A 16,542-nucleotide genomic window follows, 5' to 3' on the forward strand; every position below is an offset into this window, starting at 1 on the left:
CGAGGGAGTTCCAGGTGCCAGCGGCGGCCGTTAACGCCTCGCTAGCGCCTTGCGCGGCATTTGAGCGGGACGCAATCCTTACGCGTTAGGCTTACCGGAATTTGGTGATGTGTCCTTAACCCTCTCCGAGCTGCGATCCGGTAGGTGTGTTCCGGATAACCGGGATACTTCCATGCGCGCAGCCGCGCTTGCCGCCCTTCTGATCGGACTCCCCGCGACGGCCTTTGCCGGCGGCGGTTTCGATATCGTCGTGCCCGGCCGTCCTGGCGTGCCCATCATCATCAACAACATCGATGCGTCCTACAGCGTCGTCGAAGGCGTCTGGGGCCTGGGCAAGAACGTCCAGGTGCAGCCGACGATCTATGGCGGACGCTACGTGGCGGAACGGCAGCCCAGCGACGTCGGCCACTATTACCCCAGCATGGGCCTGCGGCCCGGCTATGGCCGCCTTGAGGTCGAGCCGCCTGCTCACCGCAAATTGCCGCAGCCGGCCGAGAGCTATCAGAGAAGCTGGGGCGCATCGTCCGCGCCGTTGCCGCCGCAAATGGATGTGCCGGTCAATCCGCCGTCGGTGATCCTCGCGCCTGAGATCAACGAGCATCTGCGGCAGCCACGACCGCATACAGAAATACCCGGCAGGCCGCCGGGTTAAGAAACGTCGAAACCCAACAAGACGGAAATCAACAGGAGAGAGTAATGCGTCAGATGATTTCGGGACTGGTCGCGGCCGCTGCCGTGATGTTCGTGGGCAGCGCGCCGGCCATGGCCTGCGGCTTCAATCCGTGCCAGCCGGTCGCGCCGGTCTATTCCGGCTGCAACACCGGCTGCGGCGGTTATGGCTACGGAGTCGGCTACGGGTATGGCTATGAGCGCCTCGCCGAGCCGACGACGCAGTACTACTACGTCAACCAGGGTCCGACCTACACCGGTCCCGGCGCTTTCGCGCCGTATCCGACCTACCAGGAGGACGCAGTCGTCGCGCCGGCGAATTATAGCTACGGCTACGGTTATCGCGCGGCTGTCGCGCCGTACGCCTATCATCACCGCCCGTACTACCGTCCCTATCGCTACGGCTACGGCCCGCGCTACGGCTATCTGCCGCGGACGCATTACGGCTATGGCCCGCGCTATGGCTACAGCCACCGCTACGCGCCGTATTACGGCGGCCATCGCGTGCTGCGCCGCTATTACTGATCTCTGATCCGTTGAGCTGACGAAGCGCCGGTCCGCTTGCTGCGGACGGGCGCTTCACTTTTTTCAAAACAACCCCATGCACAGTAGCCGGGGACAGCGAAATCAAGGACTTGAAGCGCAATGAGCCCAAGATGTGGGATCGTCGCGCCCCGGCTCATGGTTCGAGCCCGGCCCTTCGGAAAAATAGCAGTAACACTTGACCCGTCGGGCAAAACAGGCGCATGATGGCATCGTCGAAAATGCGCGGTGACGCTTAGCGCTTCATCAGCCCCAGCCGGCTCGCACCGACATAGAGTGAGAGTACGGCGGCATTCGAGACGTTGAGGCTCTTGATCTCGCCGGGCATGTCGAGCCGCGCCACCACGCTGCAAGTCTCGCGCGTCAATTGCCTGAGGCCCTTGCCTTCGGCGCCCAGCACCAGCGCGAGCGGCTCGCGCAGCGCGACGTCCGAGAGGTCCTCGCTGCCTTCGCTGTCGAGGCCCACCGTCTGGAAGCCGCGCTCATTCAGGGCGGTCAGGGCACGCGCGAGGTTCTGCACCGTCACGACAGGCACCAGCTCCAGCGCGCCGGAGGCGGCTTTCGCGAGCACGCCTGTTGCTTCGGGGCTGTGACGCGCGGTGGTGACGATCGCCTTCACCGCGAAGGCCGCAGCCGAGCGGAGGATTGCGCCGACATTGTGCGGGTCGGTGATCTGGTCGAGCACCAGCACCATGCCTTCCTGCTTCAAGGTCTCGATGTCGGGCGAGGGCAGGGGATCGGCCTCGGCCAACAGGCCCTGATGCACGGCATCGGGCGACAGCAGCCGGTCGATCTCCTGTGGCCGGACGATTTCCGGCGCAATCCGGGTTGCGATGTTCTCGTCCGCCAGCCGCCGTGCGGCGTTCTCGGTCAGCGTCAACTTGCGGATCCGGCGCTGCGGGTTGGCGAGCGCCATGGTGACGGTGTGCCAGCCATAAAGGATGACGGGGCCGTCGGGGTGCGAATCGCGCTCGCGCCAAGCCGGCCGGCCGGCCGATTTCCCGGGCTTCTTAAAGGGCTTAGACCCGCTGCGAGGGCCCTTGGCGACGAATTTTCGATCCTTCATGGGCTCGCTTGTGTCACGGGTCCCGGAATATGGCAATTTGGGTGGCTTCGAGGGTGATTTTAGCTGTTCGCCTCGGTTGACTTTGCCCCACCGCTTCGCCCATAAACGCGCCCGGTCGCGCCCCCATCCGGGCTGTCGCGGCCTTCACGTTCCATGGCCGTCTTCGGTCCGCCGGCAAGGTCCGGCCCGATTGTGCTGCCGTCGAGCGGGGGAGTGTCCCGAGTGGCAAAGGGAGCTGACTGTAAATCAGCCGCCTCATGGCTTCGAAGGTTCGAGTCCTTCCTCCCCCACCAGCCTTCGCTCGCTTCGCGAGCTATGGCTGGGCAAGCCAGCATAAGTGCTCGTGGCGCGAAGTGAGCGAAGGCTGTCACGCCGTAGCCCGAAGGGCGCAGGCGGACCGGCTCCAAGCATGTCTCACCCCAGCATCTCCCTGACCATCGGCACCACCTTGCGCCCGTACAGCTCGATGCTCTTCATCAGCTTCTCGTGCGGCAACGGTCCTGCCGAATACTTCAGCTGAAACCGCGCAATCCCGAGCGCCTTCGCGGTCTTGGCGATCTTGCGTGCGACCGTTTCCGGCGAGCCGACATAGAGCGAGCCGTGCTCGGCCTCGCTGACGAATTCATCGCGGCCCATCGGCGGCCAGCCGCGCTCGCGGCCGATGCGGTCGCGCATCGCCTTGTAGTCGGGCCACAGCTCCTCGCGCGCCTGCTCGTCGGTTTCGGCGACATAGCCGGGCGAGTGCACGCCGATCGGCTGGGCGGGGCGGCCAAATTCCTTGAAGGCGCGGTGATAGAGGTCAACGTAAGGCGCAAAGCGCGTCGGATCGCCGCCGATGATCGCGAGCATCAGGGGCAGATCGTAATGCGCGGCGCGCACCACCGATTGCGGGCTGCCGCCGACGCCGATCCAGGTCTTCAGCGTGCCGTGCTCGACCGGCGGATAGACCAGCTGATCCTTCAGCGGCGGACGCAGCTTGCCTTGCCACGTCACCGGCTTCTGCGACAGCAATGCGGCGAACAGGTCGAGCTTTTCTTCGAACAGCTCCTCGTATTTGCGCAGGTCGAAGCCGAACAGCGGAAAGGATTCCGTGAACGAGCCGCGGCCGAGGATCACTTCGGCACGGCCGCCCGAGAGCGCGTCCAGTGTCGCAAAACGCTGGAACACGCGAATGGGATCGTCCGAGCTCAGCACCGTCACGGCCGACCCAAGATGGATGTGCTTGGTGCGCGATGCGATGGCCGCGAGCACGGTCTCGGGCGAGGAGATCGCAAAATCGGCGCGGTGGTGCTCGCCGAGGCCGATGAAGTCGAGGCCGAGCTCGTCCGCCAGCACCGCCTCGTCGACGACGTTGCGGATCACCTGCGCATGCGGAAGCATGCTCCCTGAGGCGTCCTTTGTGACGTCGCCAAAAGTATCCAGTCCGAATTGAAGCGGTGCGGTCATCGATCAGATCTCTGTGGGGAGGATCGATCAGATTTAATGGACCGCATCCAAGCGACAAGGCGGCATTCGGAAATGCTCGGTTTCCGTTTGTGTGGCCTATGGTGCGATCCGTACCACCATCTTGCCGAGCGCAGAACGCGTCTGCATCGTCCTGAACGCCTCGCGGAAATCCTCGAGCGCGAAGACGTGGCCGACCACAGGCTTCAGCCGGCCATCGGCAAGCCAGGCGGTCAACTGCGACATCAAACGCTTCTGCACGTCGGGCTCGCGTGTGGGGATTTGAGCGAGGTCGACACCAAGCAGAGCGCCGCCTTTCAGCAGCGGCAGATTGAACGGCAGCGCGGGGATTGCACCCGCGGCAAAGCCGACCACGAGATGGCGTCCGCGCCAGGCGATGGAACGAAAAGCCTGCACCGAGATTTCGCCGCCGACGGGATCGAAGATGACGTCGGCACCGTTTCCGCCCGTCAACTGCTTGAACGTGTCGCGCCAGTCTCCTTGCGTATAATCGATCACTGCGTCGGCGCCGTGTCCGCGCGCGAACTCGCGCTTCTCCGGGGTCGATGCCGCTGCGATGACGCGCGCGCCGAGCAGTTTGCCGATCTGGACCGCCGCGATTCCGGTGCCTCCGGCCGCACCCAGCACGAGCAGCTGCTCGCCCGCAGCCAGCATGGCGCGCGCACTCAGCGCATACAGCGCCGTCAGATAGTTGGCGCGAAACGAGGCGGCGACCTCGGCCGCGACACCGTCCGGCAAGGGATGGAGCGCGTCAGGCCTGACAACGATCTCTTCGGCAAGCGCGCCCGAGCGCGTCATGCCCATCACGCGCATCCCGGGTTGATAGCCGCCCGGCCCGCCAGGCGCTTCGGCCACGATGCCTGCGAATTCGGTGCCGGGAATGAAGGGAAGGGGATCCTTGGTCTGATACCGCCCCTCGACCTTCAAGCCGTCGACGAATCCGATCCCGGCCGCTTCCACCCGGATGCGCAACTGTCCCGGCTCCAGAAGCGGAGACGGAACGTCCTTCAGGTGGATATGATCGATAGGGGCGTATTGCTCGACGACGACGGCTTTCATGTCGGACCTCTGTTGCTCCTGATATCCTGACAGGTCCCGCGGCCGGGCTCTTGCGTCTACCGCCACATCCCCCGCATCCGTGCGCCGATGTCGATCTTCGGCCCCTGTGACGGGGCGCGCGCTGTGCCCGCCGCGGCCTTCGGCCAAGCGGTGCGCTCGAACAGGTAGACGAGCTGCTCCGGGATGAAGCGCGTGCGCGAGGCATAGACGTGGCGGTCGCCCTTGGCGGCCTGGCCGTGGACGAAGAAGCGCTGCGGCACGACGAGATGCAGGTCGTCCTTGGCGCGTGTCATCGCGACATAGAGCAGGCGGCGCTCTTCCTCGAGTTCGGCGCTGGTACCGGCGCCGAGATCGGAAGGCATGCAGCCGTCGACAACGTTGAGCACGAACACCGACTTCCACTCCTGGCCCTTGGCGGAGTGGATGGTGGAGAGGATCAGATAGTCCTCGTCACGCAGCGGCGGTCCGGATTTGTCGCTGGTCGCATCCGGCGGGTCGAGCGTAAGCTCGGTCAGGAATTTCTCGCGCGAGGCATAGCCGCTGGCGATCTGCTCGAGCTGCATCAGGTCGGCGCGGCGCGTCTCGGAATCCTCGTGCAGGCGGTCGAGATGCGGCTCGTACCAGAGCCGCACGCGCTCGAGATCGACAGGCCATTCCGAATAGCGCAGGTTTTCGATCGTGCGCACGAAGTCGGTCCAGTCAGCGCCGGTGCGCGGCGGCACCGGGAGCCGGCCGAGCACGGCAAACGGATCGGTGCTCTCCGCCATCTGGTCGAGCACGCGCTGCGCTGTCGCGGGGCCAATGCCGGGCAACAGATGCAGGATGCGGAAGCCGGCGACGCGGTCGCGCGGGTTCTCGGCGAAACGCAGCAGCGCCAGCACGTCCTTGACGTGCGCGGCGTCGAGGAATTTCAGGCCGCCGAACTTGACGAAGGGAATGTTGCGGCGGGTCAGCTCGATTTCGAGCGGACCGGAGTGCGAGGAGGTCCGGAACAGCACCGCCTGGTGCTTGAGCAGCGCGCCTTGCTCGCGATTGGCCAAGACCTGCTCAACGATGTAGCGCGCCTGGTCTGCCTCGTCGTGCACGGTGACGAGCTGTGGCTTCTGTCCCGAGGTGCGGTCGGTCCACAGGTTCTTGGTGAAGCGCTCGCGCGCGAGGCCGATGACCCCGTTGGCCGCCGCCAGCACCGCTTGCGTCGAGCGGTAGTTGCGGTCGAGCGTGATCATCTCCGCGCGCGGCGAAAAGCTTTGCGGAAAATCCAGGATGTTGCGAACGGTGGCGGCGCGGAACGAATAGATCGACTGCGCATCGTCACCGACGACGGTGAGCCCGCGCCCGTCGGGCTTCAGCGCCAGGAGGATCGAGGATTGCAGGCGATTGGTGTCCTGATATTCGTCGACCAGCACGTGGTCGAAGCGGCCGCCGATCTCCTCGGCGATCAGCGCGTCGCTCATCATCTGCGACCAGTAGAGCAGCAGATCATCGTAATCGAGCACGTGCTGGGCCTGCTTGGCCTCGACGTAAGCGGCGAACAGCCCCTTCAGCTCGGCGGCCCAGCCGGCGCACCAGGGATAATGCTGACCGAGCACCTTCTCGATTTCCATCTCGGCGTTGACGCAGCGGGAATAGATCGACAGGCACGTGCCCTTGGCGGGAAAGCGGCTCTCGGTCTTCGACAGGCCGCGCTCGTGCCGCACCAGGTTCATCAGGTCGGCGGAGTCCTCGCGGTCGTGGATGGTGAAGGCGGGATCGATGCCGATCCGCTCGGCATATTCGCGCAGCAGTCGCGCGCCGATGCCGTGGAACGTGCCGGCCCAGGTCAGCGCATCGCGCATGATCGCGGCATTGTTCTCGCCCAGCACCTTGCGGGCGATGCGTTCGACCCGGCCGGCCATCTCGGCGGCCGCGCGGCGCGAAAAGGTCATCAGGAGGATGCGGCGGGGATCCGCGCCTGCGACGATCAGGTGGGCGACGCGATGCGCGAGCGTGTTGGTCTTGCCGGAGCCTGCGCCGGCAATGACGAGCAGGGGGGCGCCCACGGTCGCGCCATCAGCCACGCCATGCTCCACGGCGCGGCGCTGCTCCGCATTGAGCGTGTCCAGATATGACGTCACGAATCGCCCCAGTGAAAGACCGAGAATCGGCGATCCGCTCCCGAATCGCAATGCGGCTGGACGGAACCGCTGAGAACACCTAGGGAAAAGGCGGCCCAAAGTTCCAGCCCCAGAGCGCACCGGCATGACCGAGCCCAAGCCCGAGTCCAAGCCCAAGCCCGAACAATTCGAAATGCGGCGGTTGGAATCGCTCAGCAATACTATTTTTGGTGTTGCCATGACGCTTTTGGCCTACGACCTGCCGAAGGCTGCGGTGTTCGCCAGCGCGCCCGACTGGAGCGATCTTGCCAAAGTCTATTCCGGCAAGCTCGCCGGCTTTGCGCTGAGCTTCATCATCGCCGGTCTGTTCTGGATCAGCCATCACCGGCGGTTGGCGCGTCAACCCGTGGGGAGCCGCGGGGTCGTGATCCTCAATCTGCTGTTCCTGCTCTCGATCGTGCTGCTGCCGGTCACCAACGGCCTCTACACCAATTATACCATGAGCAGCGCCGTTGCTGTGCTCTACGGTCTGCACCTCACTGCAATTGCCGGCCTCAATGCCTGGCTGTGGTGGACCATATTGGGCGGTTGGCGGCGTGAGACTCTTGCCTCATTGTTTCCGCTGCTCGTGTTCATTCCGGGCACGATCGTCGCGAGCTTTGCGCCTGAGGTCGCGCCCTTCCTGTGGTTCATTGCCTTCGGCGGGCTGCTGATCCGGCGCTTCTATGGGCCAACAGGCGAACCGAATGCATAGGCTTCGTGCTCATTTGTCAGCTGCTGTCGCACCGAACCCATCGGCAGGCACGTAAAGCTTAACCGGGCGGATCTCATAGACCGCCGTCGGATTGACCTCGCGCAGCTTCCGCGCCGCCGCGATCGCCTCTTCATCGGTGTCGTATTCGACGAGATGGAAGCCGAGAAGCTGCTCCTTGGTCTCCGCGAACGGCCCGTCCAGCACGACACCCGCGCCGGGACCGCGCAAGGTGCGGGCCTTTCTCGTGCCATCCAGGCGGGCGGCCGGGCCAAAGTGTCCGCTGGCCCTCAGGGGCGCCTGAACCTCGATGACTTTGGCCACGACAGCGGCGTCCTCCTGCGGCGTCCACGCCAACAGCTCGTCTTCGACGTGGTAGGCCAGGATCGCGTAGAGCATCTTCACCTCGCTTGTTTTGGGCGCGCAGCCCGAAGGACGTATGATCGCGGCCGATCCCGACAATCCCGAACGACCAAAATATTGCATCGCGCATACGCGACGAAGCCATGCTGAAACCCGATTGCCGCCTTCGCCGGTGAACGCCGTCCGGAGACGCGGCGACTGATGGCCACAAGAGCGATCGAAGCTCATCGGAGCCGGCAATGTCGGGTCATACCATCAAAATCATTTGCGATGCACGGCGGGCAGGGAAGTCGGAGCCTGCCGATCTGCACGATCAGGCGGGTCATCACCGCTATTACGGCAGCTCCGCCGAGGGTGGCGGCGAGCGCATCGTCGAAAGTCGCCGCGGCAAGCGCCCGTCGGTGCTCGCCATATTCGGGTTCTGAACCGGCGTCATCACCGTGCGCTCAGGACCTGCTTGACGAGCTCCTCGCGTAGCGCCGCCAGCTCGCCGCTCGCTTCCATCTGCGCAATCACCTGTCCAACCTTCGGCACGAGGTCGCGGTGGCGCTCGTGCAAATAATGGTAGATGTGGATGCGTTCGAGCGGCGGGGAGAGCGGATAGATCCTTGCCTGTAGATTGAGCTTGCGGATCGCGGCCAGCCCGCTGAAGAGATCGGTGACCATCACGTCGAACCGATCGGCATCGAGCATCCTGATCATGTTCTCGAGGCTCGTGGTCGCCGTGACGCGGTCCATGCCGCGCGTGCCGGCTTCCGACGAACCGACGCCGCGGACGATGCCGATGCTGTAGCTCCTGATCGAATTCCAGCCATCCACATCGAAATGGAGCTTGGTCGTGAACACCGCCGGTTCGATGTAGTTGATCGCCGGCGTGACCTGGAGCAGCGTCGGATAATCGCGCGACAGTGTCCCGATCCGCTGGATTTCACCGTCGACCTCGCCAGCGCTCGACAGCGCCAGCGCCCGCTTGCCGGGCACGTCCTCGAATTCGAGCTTGATGTTCAGCTTGGCGTAGACGGCCCGCAGCATCTCGCCGCCGACATACTGATCCGGGATGTCGGCGATCCGCGCCAGCCGGATCACCGACTGCGCGGAAGACGCGCCTGATATGAACAGCGACAGGCAGATGACGAGTATCCGCCACATGGGCGCCTCTCTGGTCGATGCTCGCTACCGCTGGCTTCGAGTGTTCATACAATCTACCGAAGATGGCACTCGCGCGGAGTCACGAGGCCCACAAGTCGCCTGCGTGCAGGCGACTCCGGATTTTCACCGATGTCATTCTAGCACGCGAGGTGGTAGTTTGCGCCGATATCGTGCTGCCGGGCGCAAGATATGACCCCGCCGACCTCAGATCGCCCAAGGGCCGACAGGATTGCTGCGCGCATCGCGCGCTGAGGGAGTATCAAAACCGCCGAATTGCGCGTGGTTGACCGGCAGGCCGGAGAGGGTGTCGCGATATTCGGGGATGGGATGATGGACAACGCAGGCGAGAAGAATCCCGATCGCGGCCGTGCTGTTGCGCCGGCGGCTGCGAAGCAGGATCTGGCCGGCATCGGAACGGCGTTTTCGTTTCCAATGTTGTCGGCGCTGCTGTCGCGGATTTTCAATTGGTCGCGGAACGGCATCGGGCCCCGTTTGCTTGCCGCCGTGCTGCTGTTCTCCTCGGTCGTGACGCTGACACTGACCGCGCTCCAGCTCTATCTGGACTATGATCGTGAAGTCGGCGTGATCGAGACGCGGCTCGAGGAGGTCGGCCGCAGCACCACGGACAGCCTCGGCGAAAGCCTGTGGAATCTTGATCAGAACCAGCTGAAGCTTCAGCTCGACGGGATCTTGCGGCTGCCCGGTATCCGCGCCGCCGAGGTTCGCGAGATCGCCGATCGCTCCAATCCGATCCGTGTCGCCGTCGGCGAGCGAAGGAGCCGCTCGGTAGTGACGCGCGACTATCCGCTGACCACCACCGTCCAGGGGATCGCGCGTCCCATCGGTGTGCTGCACGTCGAGGCGACGCTGAGCGATGTCTATCAGCAATTGCTGAACCGGGCCCTGGTCATCCTCGCAAGCCAGGCGGCAAAGACATTCGTCGTCTCGCTGTTCATCATCTACATGTTCCACATTCTGGTGACGCGCCATCTGGTCGCGATTGCCGAGTTCGTCAGCAAATACAGCCTGGCGCGGCCGACGCCTCCTTTGCAGCTGGAGCGCCGGGCGCCCCAATATCCCGACGAACTGGACAAGGTGATCGAAGCTTTCAACGCCATGTGCGTCAACCTCGGCCTTGCCTATGACGAGCTGCGCGAGGCCAATGCGACGCTCGAGCGCGACCTGAGGATCCGTCGGCGCGCCGAAGAGGATGCGCACGCGAGCGAAAGGCGTTTCCGCGACTACGCCGAGACCGCGTCCGACTGGTTCTGGGAGACCGGACCGGATCACGTGTTCACCTACATCTCGGACCGGGCCGGTGCCTTCGGCCTGGATCCCAAGCGCCTGATCGGCAAGCGCCGCCTCGATGCCGCCTCGGACCACGACGCCGACCCGCAGAAATGGCGCGAGCACATGGCGGTGCTCGACCGCCACGAGCCGTTCCGGAAATTCGAATATCGCGGCCGCGATGCAGCCGGGCGGCAGCACTATTTCAGCGTCAACGGTCAGCCAGTGTTCGCCGATGACGGGCGCTTCATGGGCTATCGCGGCTCGGCCACCGATCTCACCACACAACGCGAGACCGAGGAGCGGCTTCGCCAGTCCCAGAAGATGGATGCGATCGGCCAGCTCACCGGGGGCGTCGCGCACGACTTCAACAATGTGCTTACCGTCATCACCGGCACCATCGAAATCATCCGGGAGGGGCTTGCGGACAAGCCCGACCTCGCCGCGATCGCCCAGCTGATCGACGATGCGGCCTCGCGTGGCGCCGAGATCACGTCGCAGCTCCTGACCTTCGCGCGGCGACAGCCGCTGGAGCCGCGCGAGGTCGACGTCAACGGTCTTGTCGTCGAGACAGCGCGGCTGCTGCGGCCGACCCTCGGCGAGCATGTCGAGATCGTGACCCGGCTCGCGGACGATGCGTGGCTGGCGATGGCCGATCCGTCGCAGCTTTCGTCGGCGATCGTCAATCTCGCCGTCAACGCGCGCGATGCGATGCCCGACGGTGGCAGGCTCACGCTCGAGACCGCAAACCGTGAGCTCGACGGCAGCGGCGACGGCGAGGGTAAGGCTGGTTCCTACGTCATGGTGGCCGTGGCCGACACCGGCCACGGCATTCCGGCCGACATCCGCGACCGCGTGTTCGAGCCTTTCTTCACCACCAAGGGGGTCGGCCGCGGCACGGGGCTGGGCCTCAGCATGGTCTACGGCTTCGCCAAGCAGACCGGCGGCACCGTCGCGATCGAGAGCGAGGAGGGCCGCGGCACGGTGGTACGGTTGTTCCTGCCGCAATCGGCGGGCGGGGCGGCGGCGAGGTCCGGGTCGGTTCAGGCGCCAGTGCCGGCGCGCGGGCAGGAGACGATCCTCGTGGTCGAGGACGATCCGCTGGTGCAAGGCTATGTCATCGCCCAACTCGGCAGCCTCGGCTATCGCACGCTCACCGCCAGCGATGGCGCAAGCGCGCTTGCGCTGGTCGACCAGGGCGCGAGCTTCGATCTCCTGTTCACTGACATCATCATGCCCGGCGGCATGAACGGGCGGGAATTGGCCGAAGCGGTCCGGCTGCGCCGGCCAGGCGTGCGGGTGCTCTACACCTCCGGTTATACCGACGATACCATGATCCACGAGGGACATCTCGATCCCGGCGTGGCGCTGCTCCAGAAGCCGTACAGGAAGGCGGACCTGTCGCAGAAGATCCGAGAGATGCTTGCGGGCGAGGGGCCTGCCTGAGCGGCGCGCCGCGATACCGTGGAAAGCGATCAGAGCAAAGAAAAAGCGCGGCGGGGAGAACCCCGTCGCGCCCGATTTCTTGCTCGCTGGTCCAGGGCTGGAAACGCCCCGATGCCAAGCCTCTGGTTGAAGCTTAGCGGGCGATCCCAGCGAGGTGACAGCGCTTGAGATAAGACACTGGATCACCTCCTTTCGTTGGTTTCGGGACACTCAATATAGGGCTAAACCGCCGCGCCGTTAAGGGGTGGCGCCCGAAGGCGGGAACAAACCCAGCCGCGGGGCGGGAAAGACCGACCCGGGACGGTTGAGACCGCCGCGCGGCCGTGTTAGGGAGCCGCTGTCGCGGGTGTAGCTCAATGGTAGAGCAGCAGCCTTCCAAGCTGAATACGAGGGTTCGATTCCCTTCACCCGCTCCAAAAAAATCATTTCTCGAACTACGTCCTGAAACTTTTCAGGGTAGTTTGCGCCCAAGCCCAACCACCCGAGCTCTTTAAAGCGGGAAAGAACCCGCGACGTTCAATCCCCCAACGCGTAGGCGATGACGTAGTCGCCGCGCTTGGTGCCGAACGAGCCGTGGCCGCCGGCCGCGGTGACGACATATTGCTTGCCGCCCGCCTCGTAGCTCATCGGCGTCGATTGGGCGCCGGCCGGCAGGCGATCTTGCCACAGCACCTTGCCGTCGCGCACGTCGTAGGCGCGGATCGTGTACTCGTAGGTGCCGGTGTAGAACGCGACCCCGCCGGCGGTCGTGATCGGCCCACCCAGCATCGGAACGCCCATCCTGAAGGGCAGCGGCAGCGGCGTGGTGTCCCGGATGGTGCCGTTGGGATGCTGCCAGACGATCTTCATCGTCTTCAAATCGATCGCAGCCATCGAGCCCCATGGCGGCCGGTAGCACGGCACGGAGAGGGGCGAGAGGAAGCTCTGGAGAACCACTCCGAATGGGGTGCCATACATTGGCTGGGTCCCGGCCTCGCTGCCAACAGGCTTCTCGGCCGTCGGTGCGGGAGGATTTTGCGGGCCGCGCGGAATGAGCTTCGATACGAACGGCAACGACATCGGGTTGGCGATGGCGATCTGTCTCACCGGATCGATTGCGATGCCGCCCCATTCGAACATGCCGAGATTGCCTGGAAAGACAAGCGTGCCCTGCAACGACGGCGGCGTGAAGGTGCCCTCGTAGCGAAGCCGCTGGAACATGATCCGACACAGGAGCTGGTCGAAGATCGTGCCGCCCCACATGTCCGCGCCGGTCAGCCTCGCCTCGGGGCGGAATGTCAGCTCGGAGAACGGTTGGGTCGGCGCGGTGTGGTCGCCGGGGGCGGCCCCTTGCGGCACGGTGCGTTCCGGCGCGGGCACGATCAACTCGCCGGTCCTGCGATCGAGCACAAAGATGTTGCCCACTTTGGTCGGCTGAATGATCGCGGGAACGACGCCCTTGGCCGTGGTCACATCGACCAGGCTCGGTTGCGAGGGAACGTCCATGTCCCAGAGATCGTGATGCACCGTCTGGTACGACCAGGCGCGCTTGCCGGTATTGACGTCGAGCGCAACGATCGAGCTGGAATAGCGCTCGACCAGCGCATTGCGATTGCCGCCCCAGATGTCGGGGCCATTGTTGCCGGTGGGGATGTAGACGAGGTTCAGTTTCGGATCGAACGAGGCCGTGATCCACGAATTCGGCGAACCGTTGGTGTAGTGACGCGTCGGCGACGGCAACTCGTTCTCGTCCGCCGCGGCGGAGTCCCAGGCCCAAACCAGCTTGCCGGTGTAGACGTCGAAGCCGCGAATGACACCCGAGGGCACGTCGACCGCATAATTGTCGATCACCGCGGCAGCGACGACCAGGATCTTGTCGCTGACGACCGGCGGCGACGTCGGCTCGAAGAAGCCTGCGGTCTTGATCCCCATGCCTTGCTGGAGGTCGAGGCTGCCGTGATCGCCGAAGCTCTCGCAGAGCCTGCCGCTGTCGGCGTCGAGAGCGATCATGCGTCCGTCGTTGACAGGCAGGAAGATCCGCCGGGGGCATTCTGCGGGCGCGGGAGCGCCGCTGCTGTCGACCGCGCCAACCGAGGTCTCGTGGTAGGAGACCCCGCGACAGGTCATGTGCTGGAACGTCTTGTTGAACACCAGCTTGGGATCGTATCGCCAGCGCTCCTTGCCGGTCTTGGCGTCGAGCGCGAATAGCACCTGGTGCTGCGAGCACAGATAGAGCGTGTCGCGCACCTTGATCGGCGTGACCTCGAACGTCGTCTCACCGGAATCGTTTGGTGTCGGCACGTCGCCGGTGCGGAAGGTCCAGGCGACCTTGAGCTTGCCGACGTTGTCGGGCGTGATCTGCTTCAGCGGCGAATAGCGCTGCCCGAATTGCGTGCGTCCATAGGCGCGCCAATCGGCATCGGGTTGAGGATCGGCCTCGCTTTGCGGCGTGGTGGACGCTTGCTCGACGATCGTGCCGTTGATGTCGTGATAGCTCGACAGAAGGGCGACGACGAGGACGGCGGAAGAAGCCGCCACGCCGACCCAGAGCGGCAGGGTCGCGCTTCGGTAGGACACCGGCTCGTCGCGCACCAGCCCGCGAACGATCACGGGCGTGAGAAGCCAGAGCGCCATGGGGAAGACGACGTCACCGCGCGATGCGAGCGGCCACCAGTCGAATTGCACCTCCGAGATGGCCCACCCCAGCGTGCCAACCAGCACGATCGCAAACAGCCATAATGCCGAGCGACGCTGCGCCAGCAACAACGCGCCGGTGGCGAGAATGCCGCCACCGAGCACAACATAGAAGATGGACCCACCCAACGTGGCAAGCCAAAGCCCGCCGCTCGCGAGCACAAGGCCGATCAAGGCGTAGACGAGACCCGTGATGAAGACGGCCCTGGATCGCTGCATGGCTGCTCCGGTGCGGCAAAGGGGATCAAGCCCCGTGCAAACGCATCAGACGGTTCTCGTTTCCATCACTGTGGTCAAATCAACCACAACTGGCAAGCTTCAACTGCTGCGCCGATGCAACATCGGCAGGCAAAAAGCTGCCATCTGGCGGGATAACACTTGGTCCGGAATTGCGCGCCGATTGATTAAACGCGATCAAAGTCGTAGGGCGCGTCCGCACTGGCCCCGAACCTCGGGAACCTCATCATGTATCTCGGCATCGATCTCGGCACCTCCGCGGTCAAGACGGTTCTGGTCGACGGCTCCCAGCGCGTGATTGCAAGCGAGAGCCGGGCGCTGACGACCGCCTCGCCGCGTCAAGGCTATTTCGAGCAGGATCCTGCTCAGTGGATCGCGGCGACCTTTGCGACACTGGATGCTCTGAAGGCGTCATGTGGACAAGAGCTGGCGGCGGTCGAAGGCATCGGGCTGTCCGGCCAGATGCATGGTGCGACGCTGCTCGATGCGAACGACAGGCCGTTGCGGCCCTGCATCCTCTGGAATGACGGGCGTTCCGCCGCGGAGTGCCGCGTCCTGGAGCAACGCTGGCCTGCCTTGCGTGCGACGACCGGCAACAAGGCGATGCCCGGTTTCACGGCACCAAAATTGCTCTGGATCGCGACACACGAGCCTGAGATCTTTGCTGCGACGAGACGTGTCCTGATGCCCAAGGCATATTTGCGGCTGGTGCTGTCAGGCGAGGCGATCGAGGATGTCTCGGACGCATCGGGATCCCTGTGGCTCGACGTCGCGCGACGGGACTGGTCGGATGCGGCATTGGCCGCGACTGGCCTGTCGCGTGCACACATGCCGCGCCTGGTCGAAGGGTGCGCCCCCGCGGCGACACTATGCGGCGAGCTCGCGCAGCGGTGGGGAATGGTTCGGCGGCCGATGATCGCGGGCGGCGCCGGCGACAATCCCGCGGGCGCGATCGGTATCGGCGCGATCGAGCCGGGAACCGCTTTCATCTCGCTGGGAACCTCAGGCGCCTTGCTGGCGCCGACCGACCACATTGCCGCCAATCCGGACCGCGTGGTCCATACTTTCTGCCACGCCATCCCCGGCATGTGGATTCAGGCTGGCGCGATCCTTTCGGCGGCTTCCTGCCTTGCCTGGGCCGCGCGCCTGTTCGGCCTCACTGAACCCGAGCTGCTGGCGCCACTGGGCTCGCGGCCGCAGGCGCCGTCTCCCGTGAGCTTCCTGCCTTATCTTGCGGGTGAGCGGACGCCGCACGATGATCCTGTCGTGCGCGGCATGCTCGATGGTCTCAGTCACGGCACCGACCGCGCGGCGGTCGTGCAGGCGGTGCTCGAGGGCGTCGCCTTCGCGCTCGCCGATTGCCGGGACGCGCTTGGTGATGCCGGCATCGTTGTGACGGAGGCCGATGTCATTGGCGGCGGTTCACGGTCTGGGTTCTGGCTCTCGGTGCTCGCCAATGTGTTGACTATTCCGATCCATCGTTTCGCCGACGGAGAAACTGGGGCCGCGTTTGGTGCGGCAAGATTGGGGCGGCTTGCTGTCACAGGCGAGGCAATCGAAGCTGTCTGCACGCCACCGCAACGCGTCGAAACTTTCGAACCCGATCGCGCGCTGGCGGACGCGTATGCGGCGCGGCTTCCCGCCTGGCGCGAGCTGTATCGGCCGCGCCACTAGCATCGCTTTGCGTCGGTATTTCTGTCTGTTCGCTGTTGCCCTGTGCTGCGGCCTTTTGTTTAATGTGC

Annotated in this window: 13 protein-coding genes and 2 tRNA genes; 8 read left to right on the forward strand and 7 right to left on the reverse strand. The window is 64.7% G+C overall.

What is annotated here, in order from left to right; translation table 11 throughout:
- Positions 1-172: 172 nt before the first annotated feature.
- Together BM374_RS16830 and BM374_RS16835 are read left to right on the forward strand one after the other, a co-directional pair.
- The gene (locus BM374_RS16830; protein WP_092294059.1) at positions 173-652 is read left to right on the forward strand and encodes a hypothetical protein; all 480 of its coding nucleotides are present in this window, start codon (positions 173-175) and stop codon (positions 650-652) included.
- Between the two features lie 44 nt (positions 653-696).
- Entirely contained in the window at positions 697-1,194 is a 498-nt protein-coding gene (locus tag BM374_RS16835; protein ID WP_092294061.1) for a hypothetical protein, read from the forward strand.
- A 253-nt stretch (positions 1,195-1,447) separates the two neighbouring features.
- Here BM374_RS16835 and rlmB read toward each other — a convergent pair whose 3' ends face one another.
- Positions 1,448-2,278, reverse strand: a complete 831-nt coding sequence (gene rlmB / locus BM374_RS16840) for a 23S rRNA (guanosine(2251)-2'-O)-methyltransferase RlmB (RefSeq protein ID WP_177248367.1) — start codon at positions 2,276-2,278, stop codon at positions 1,448-1,450.
- 207 nt (positions 2,279-2,485) lie between these two features.
- On the opposite strand from rlmB, the gene BM374_RS16845 reads away from it, so the two are divergent.
- A tRNA-Tyr gene (locus tag BM374_RS16845) sits at positions 2,486-2,571 on the forward strand.
- A 121-nt stretch (positions 2,572-2,692) separates the two neighbouring features.
- On the opposite strand, the gene BM374_RS16850 is transcribed toward BM374_RS16845, so the two are convergent.
- From BM374_RS16850 to BM374_RS16860, 3 genes are all read right to left on the reverse strand, one after another.
- Positions 2,693-3,724: an LLM class flavin-dependent oxidoreductase gene (locus tag BM374_RS16850; protein WP_092294065.1), complete on the reverse strand. Its 1,032-nt coding sequence runs from the start codon at positions 3,722-3,724 to the stop codon at positions 2,693-2,695.
- A gap of 96 nt (positions 3,725-3,820) precedes the next feature.
- Complete coding sequence (locus BM374_RS16855; protein ID WP_092294067.1) at positions 3,821-4,801, reverse strand: NADPH:quinone oxidoreductase family protein; 981 nt, start codon at positions 4,799-4,801, stop codon at positions 3,821-3,823.
- A gap of 56 nt (positions 4,802-4,857) precedes the next feature.
- Positions 4,858-6,915, reverse strand: coding sequence for an ATP-dependent helicase (locus BM374_RS16860; RefSeq protein ID WP_092294069.1), 2,058 nt, complete (start codon positions 6,913-6,915; stop codon positions 4,858-4,860).
- A 124-nt stretch (positions 6,916-7,039) separates the two neighbouring features.
- Here BM374_RS16860 and BM374_RS16865 point away from each other — a divergent pair, with 124 nt between their 5' ends.
- Positions 7,040-7,648, forward strand: a complete 609-nt coding sequence (locus BM374_RS16865; protein WP_092294071.1) for a TMEM175 family protein — start codon at positions 7,040-7,042, stop codon at positions 7,646-7,648.
- Positions 7,649-7,657: 9 nt separating this feature from the next.
- On the opposite strand, the gene BM374_RS16870 is transcribed toward BM374_RS16865, so the two are convergent.
- Positions 7,658-8,044 carry a YciI family protein gene (locus tag BM374_RS16870; protein ID WP_092294958.1) on the reverse strand — a complete coding sequence of 129 codons (387 nt, stop codon included), beginning with the start codon at positions 8,042-8,044 and terminating at the stop codon, positions 7,658-7,660.
- A gap of 203 nt (positions 8,045-8,247) precedes the next feature.
- On the opposite strand from BM374_RS16870, the gene BM374_RS16875 reads away from it, so the two are divergent.
- Positions 8,248-8,433 carry a hypothetical protein gene (locus BM374_RS16875; protein ID WP_092294073.1) on the forward strand — a complete coding sequence of 62 codons (186 nt, stop codon included), beginning with the start codon at positions 8,248-8,250 and terminating at the stop codon, positions 8,431-8,433.
- A gap of 10 nt (positions 8,434-8,443) precedes the next feature.
- Here the strand turns inward: BM374_RS16875 and BM374_RS16880 are convergent, their stop codons facing one another.
- A complete protein-coding gene (locus BM374_RS16880) occupies positions 8,444-9,157 on the reverse strand; it encodes a substrate-binding periplasmic protein (protein WP_092294075.1) in 714 nt (237 codons plus the stop codon).
- A 330-nt stretch (positions 9,158-9,487) separates the two neighbouring features.
- On the opposite strand from BM374_RS16880, the gene BM374_RS16885 reads away from it, so the two are divergent.
- Together BM374_RS16885 and BM374_RS16890 are read left to right on the forward strand one after the other, a co-directional pair.
- Positions 9,488-11,890, forward strand: a complete 2,403-nt coding sequence (locus BM374_RS16885; protein ID WP_092294960.1) for an ATP-binding protein — start codon at positions 9,488-9,490, stop codon at positions 11,888-11,890.
- Between the two features lie 342 nt (positions 11,891-12,232).
- A tRNA-Gly gene (locus BM374_RS16890) sits at positions 12,233-12,306 on the forward strand.
- A 100-nt stretch (positions 12,307-12,406) separates the two neighbouring features.
- Here BM374_RS16890 and BM374_RS16895 read toward each other — a convergent pair.
- Entirely contained in the window at positions 12,407-14,782 is a 2,376-nt protein-coding gene (locus BM374_RS16895) for a glucose/quinate/shikimate family membrane-bound PQQ-dependent dehydrogenase (protein ID WP_092294077.1), read from the reverse strand.
- 246 nt (positions 14,783-15,028) lie between these two features.
- On the opposite strand from BM374_RS16895, the gene xylB reads away from it, so the two are divergent.
- The gene (xylB, locus tag BM374_RS16900; protein WP_092294079.1) at positions 15,029-16,474 is read left to right on the forward strand and encodes a xylulokinase; all 1,446 of its coding nucleotides are present in this window, start codon (positions 15,029-15,031) and stop codon (positions 16,472-16,474) included.
- Positions 16,475-16,542: the final 68 nt, after the last annotated feature.

It is taken from the genome of Bradyrhizobium sp. Ghvi (genome assembly GCF_900115265.1).
Taxonomy (GTDB): domain Bacteria; phylum Pseudomonadota; class Alphaproteobacteria; order Rhizobiales; family Xanthobacteraceae; genus Bradyrhizobium.

Excerpts from the sequence above, each read along its gene's own strand:
- BM374_RS16830 (WP_092294059.1), top strand. The coding sequence starts at position 173 with ATGCGCGCAGCCGCGCTTGCCGCCCTTCTGATCGGACTCCCCGCGACG.
- BM374_RS16835 (WP_092294061.1), top strand. The coding sequence starts at position 697 with ATGCGTCAGATGATTTCGGGACTGGTCGCGGCCGCTGCCGTGATGTTC.
- rlmB (WP_177248367.1), bottom strand. The coding sequence starts at position 2,278 with ATGAAGGATCGAAAATTCGTCGCCAAGGGCCCTCGCAGCGGGTCTAAG.
- BM374_RS16850 (WP_092294065.1), bottom strand. The coding sequence starts at position 3,724 with ATGACCGCACCGCTTCAATTCGGACTGGATACTTTTGGCGACGTCACA.
- BM374_RS16855 (WP_092294067.1), bottom strand. The coding sequence starts at position 4,801 with ATGAAAGCCGTCGTCGTCGAGCAATACGCCCCTATCGATCATATCCAC.
- BM374_RS16865 (WP_092294071.1), top strand. The coding sequence starts at position 7,040 with ATGACCGAGCCCAAGCCCGAGTCCAAGCCCAAGCCCGAACAATTCGAA.
- BM374_RS16870 (WP_092294958.1), bottom strand. The coding sequence starts at position 8,044 with ATGCTCTACGCGATCCTGGCCTACCACGTCGAAGACGAGCTGTTGGCG.
- BM374_RS16875 (WP_092294073.1), top strand. The coding sequence starts at position 8,248 with ATGTCGGGTCATACCATCAAAATCATTTGCGATGCACGGCGGGCAGGG.
- BM374_RS16880 (WP_092294075.1), bottom strand. The coding sequence starts at position 9,157 with ATGTGGCGGATACTCGTCATCTGCCTGTCGCTGTTCATATCAGGCGCG.
- BM374_RS16885 (WP_092294960.1), top strand. The coding sequence starts at position 9,488 with ATGGACAACGCAGGCGAGAAGAATCCCGATCGCGGCCGTGCTGTTGCG.
- BM374_RS16895 (WP_092294077.1), bottom strand. The coding sequence starts at position 14,782 with ATGCAGCGATCCAGGGCCGTCTTCATCACGGGTCTCGTCTACGCCTTG.
- xylB (WP_092294079.1), top strand. The coding sequence starts at position 15,029 with ATGTATCTCGGCATCGATCTCGGCACCTCCGCGGTCAAGACGGTTCTG.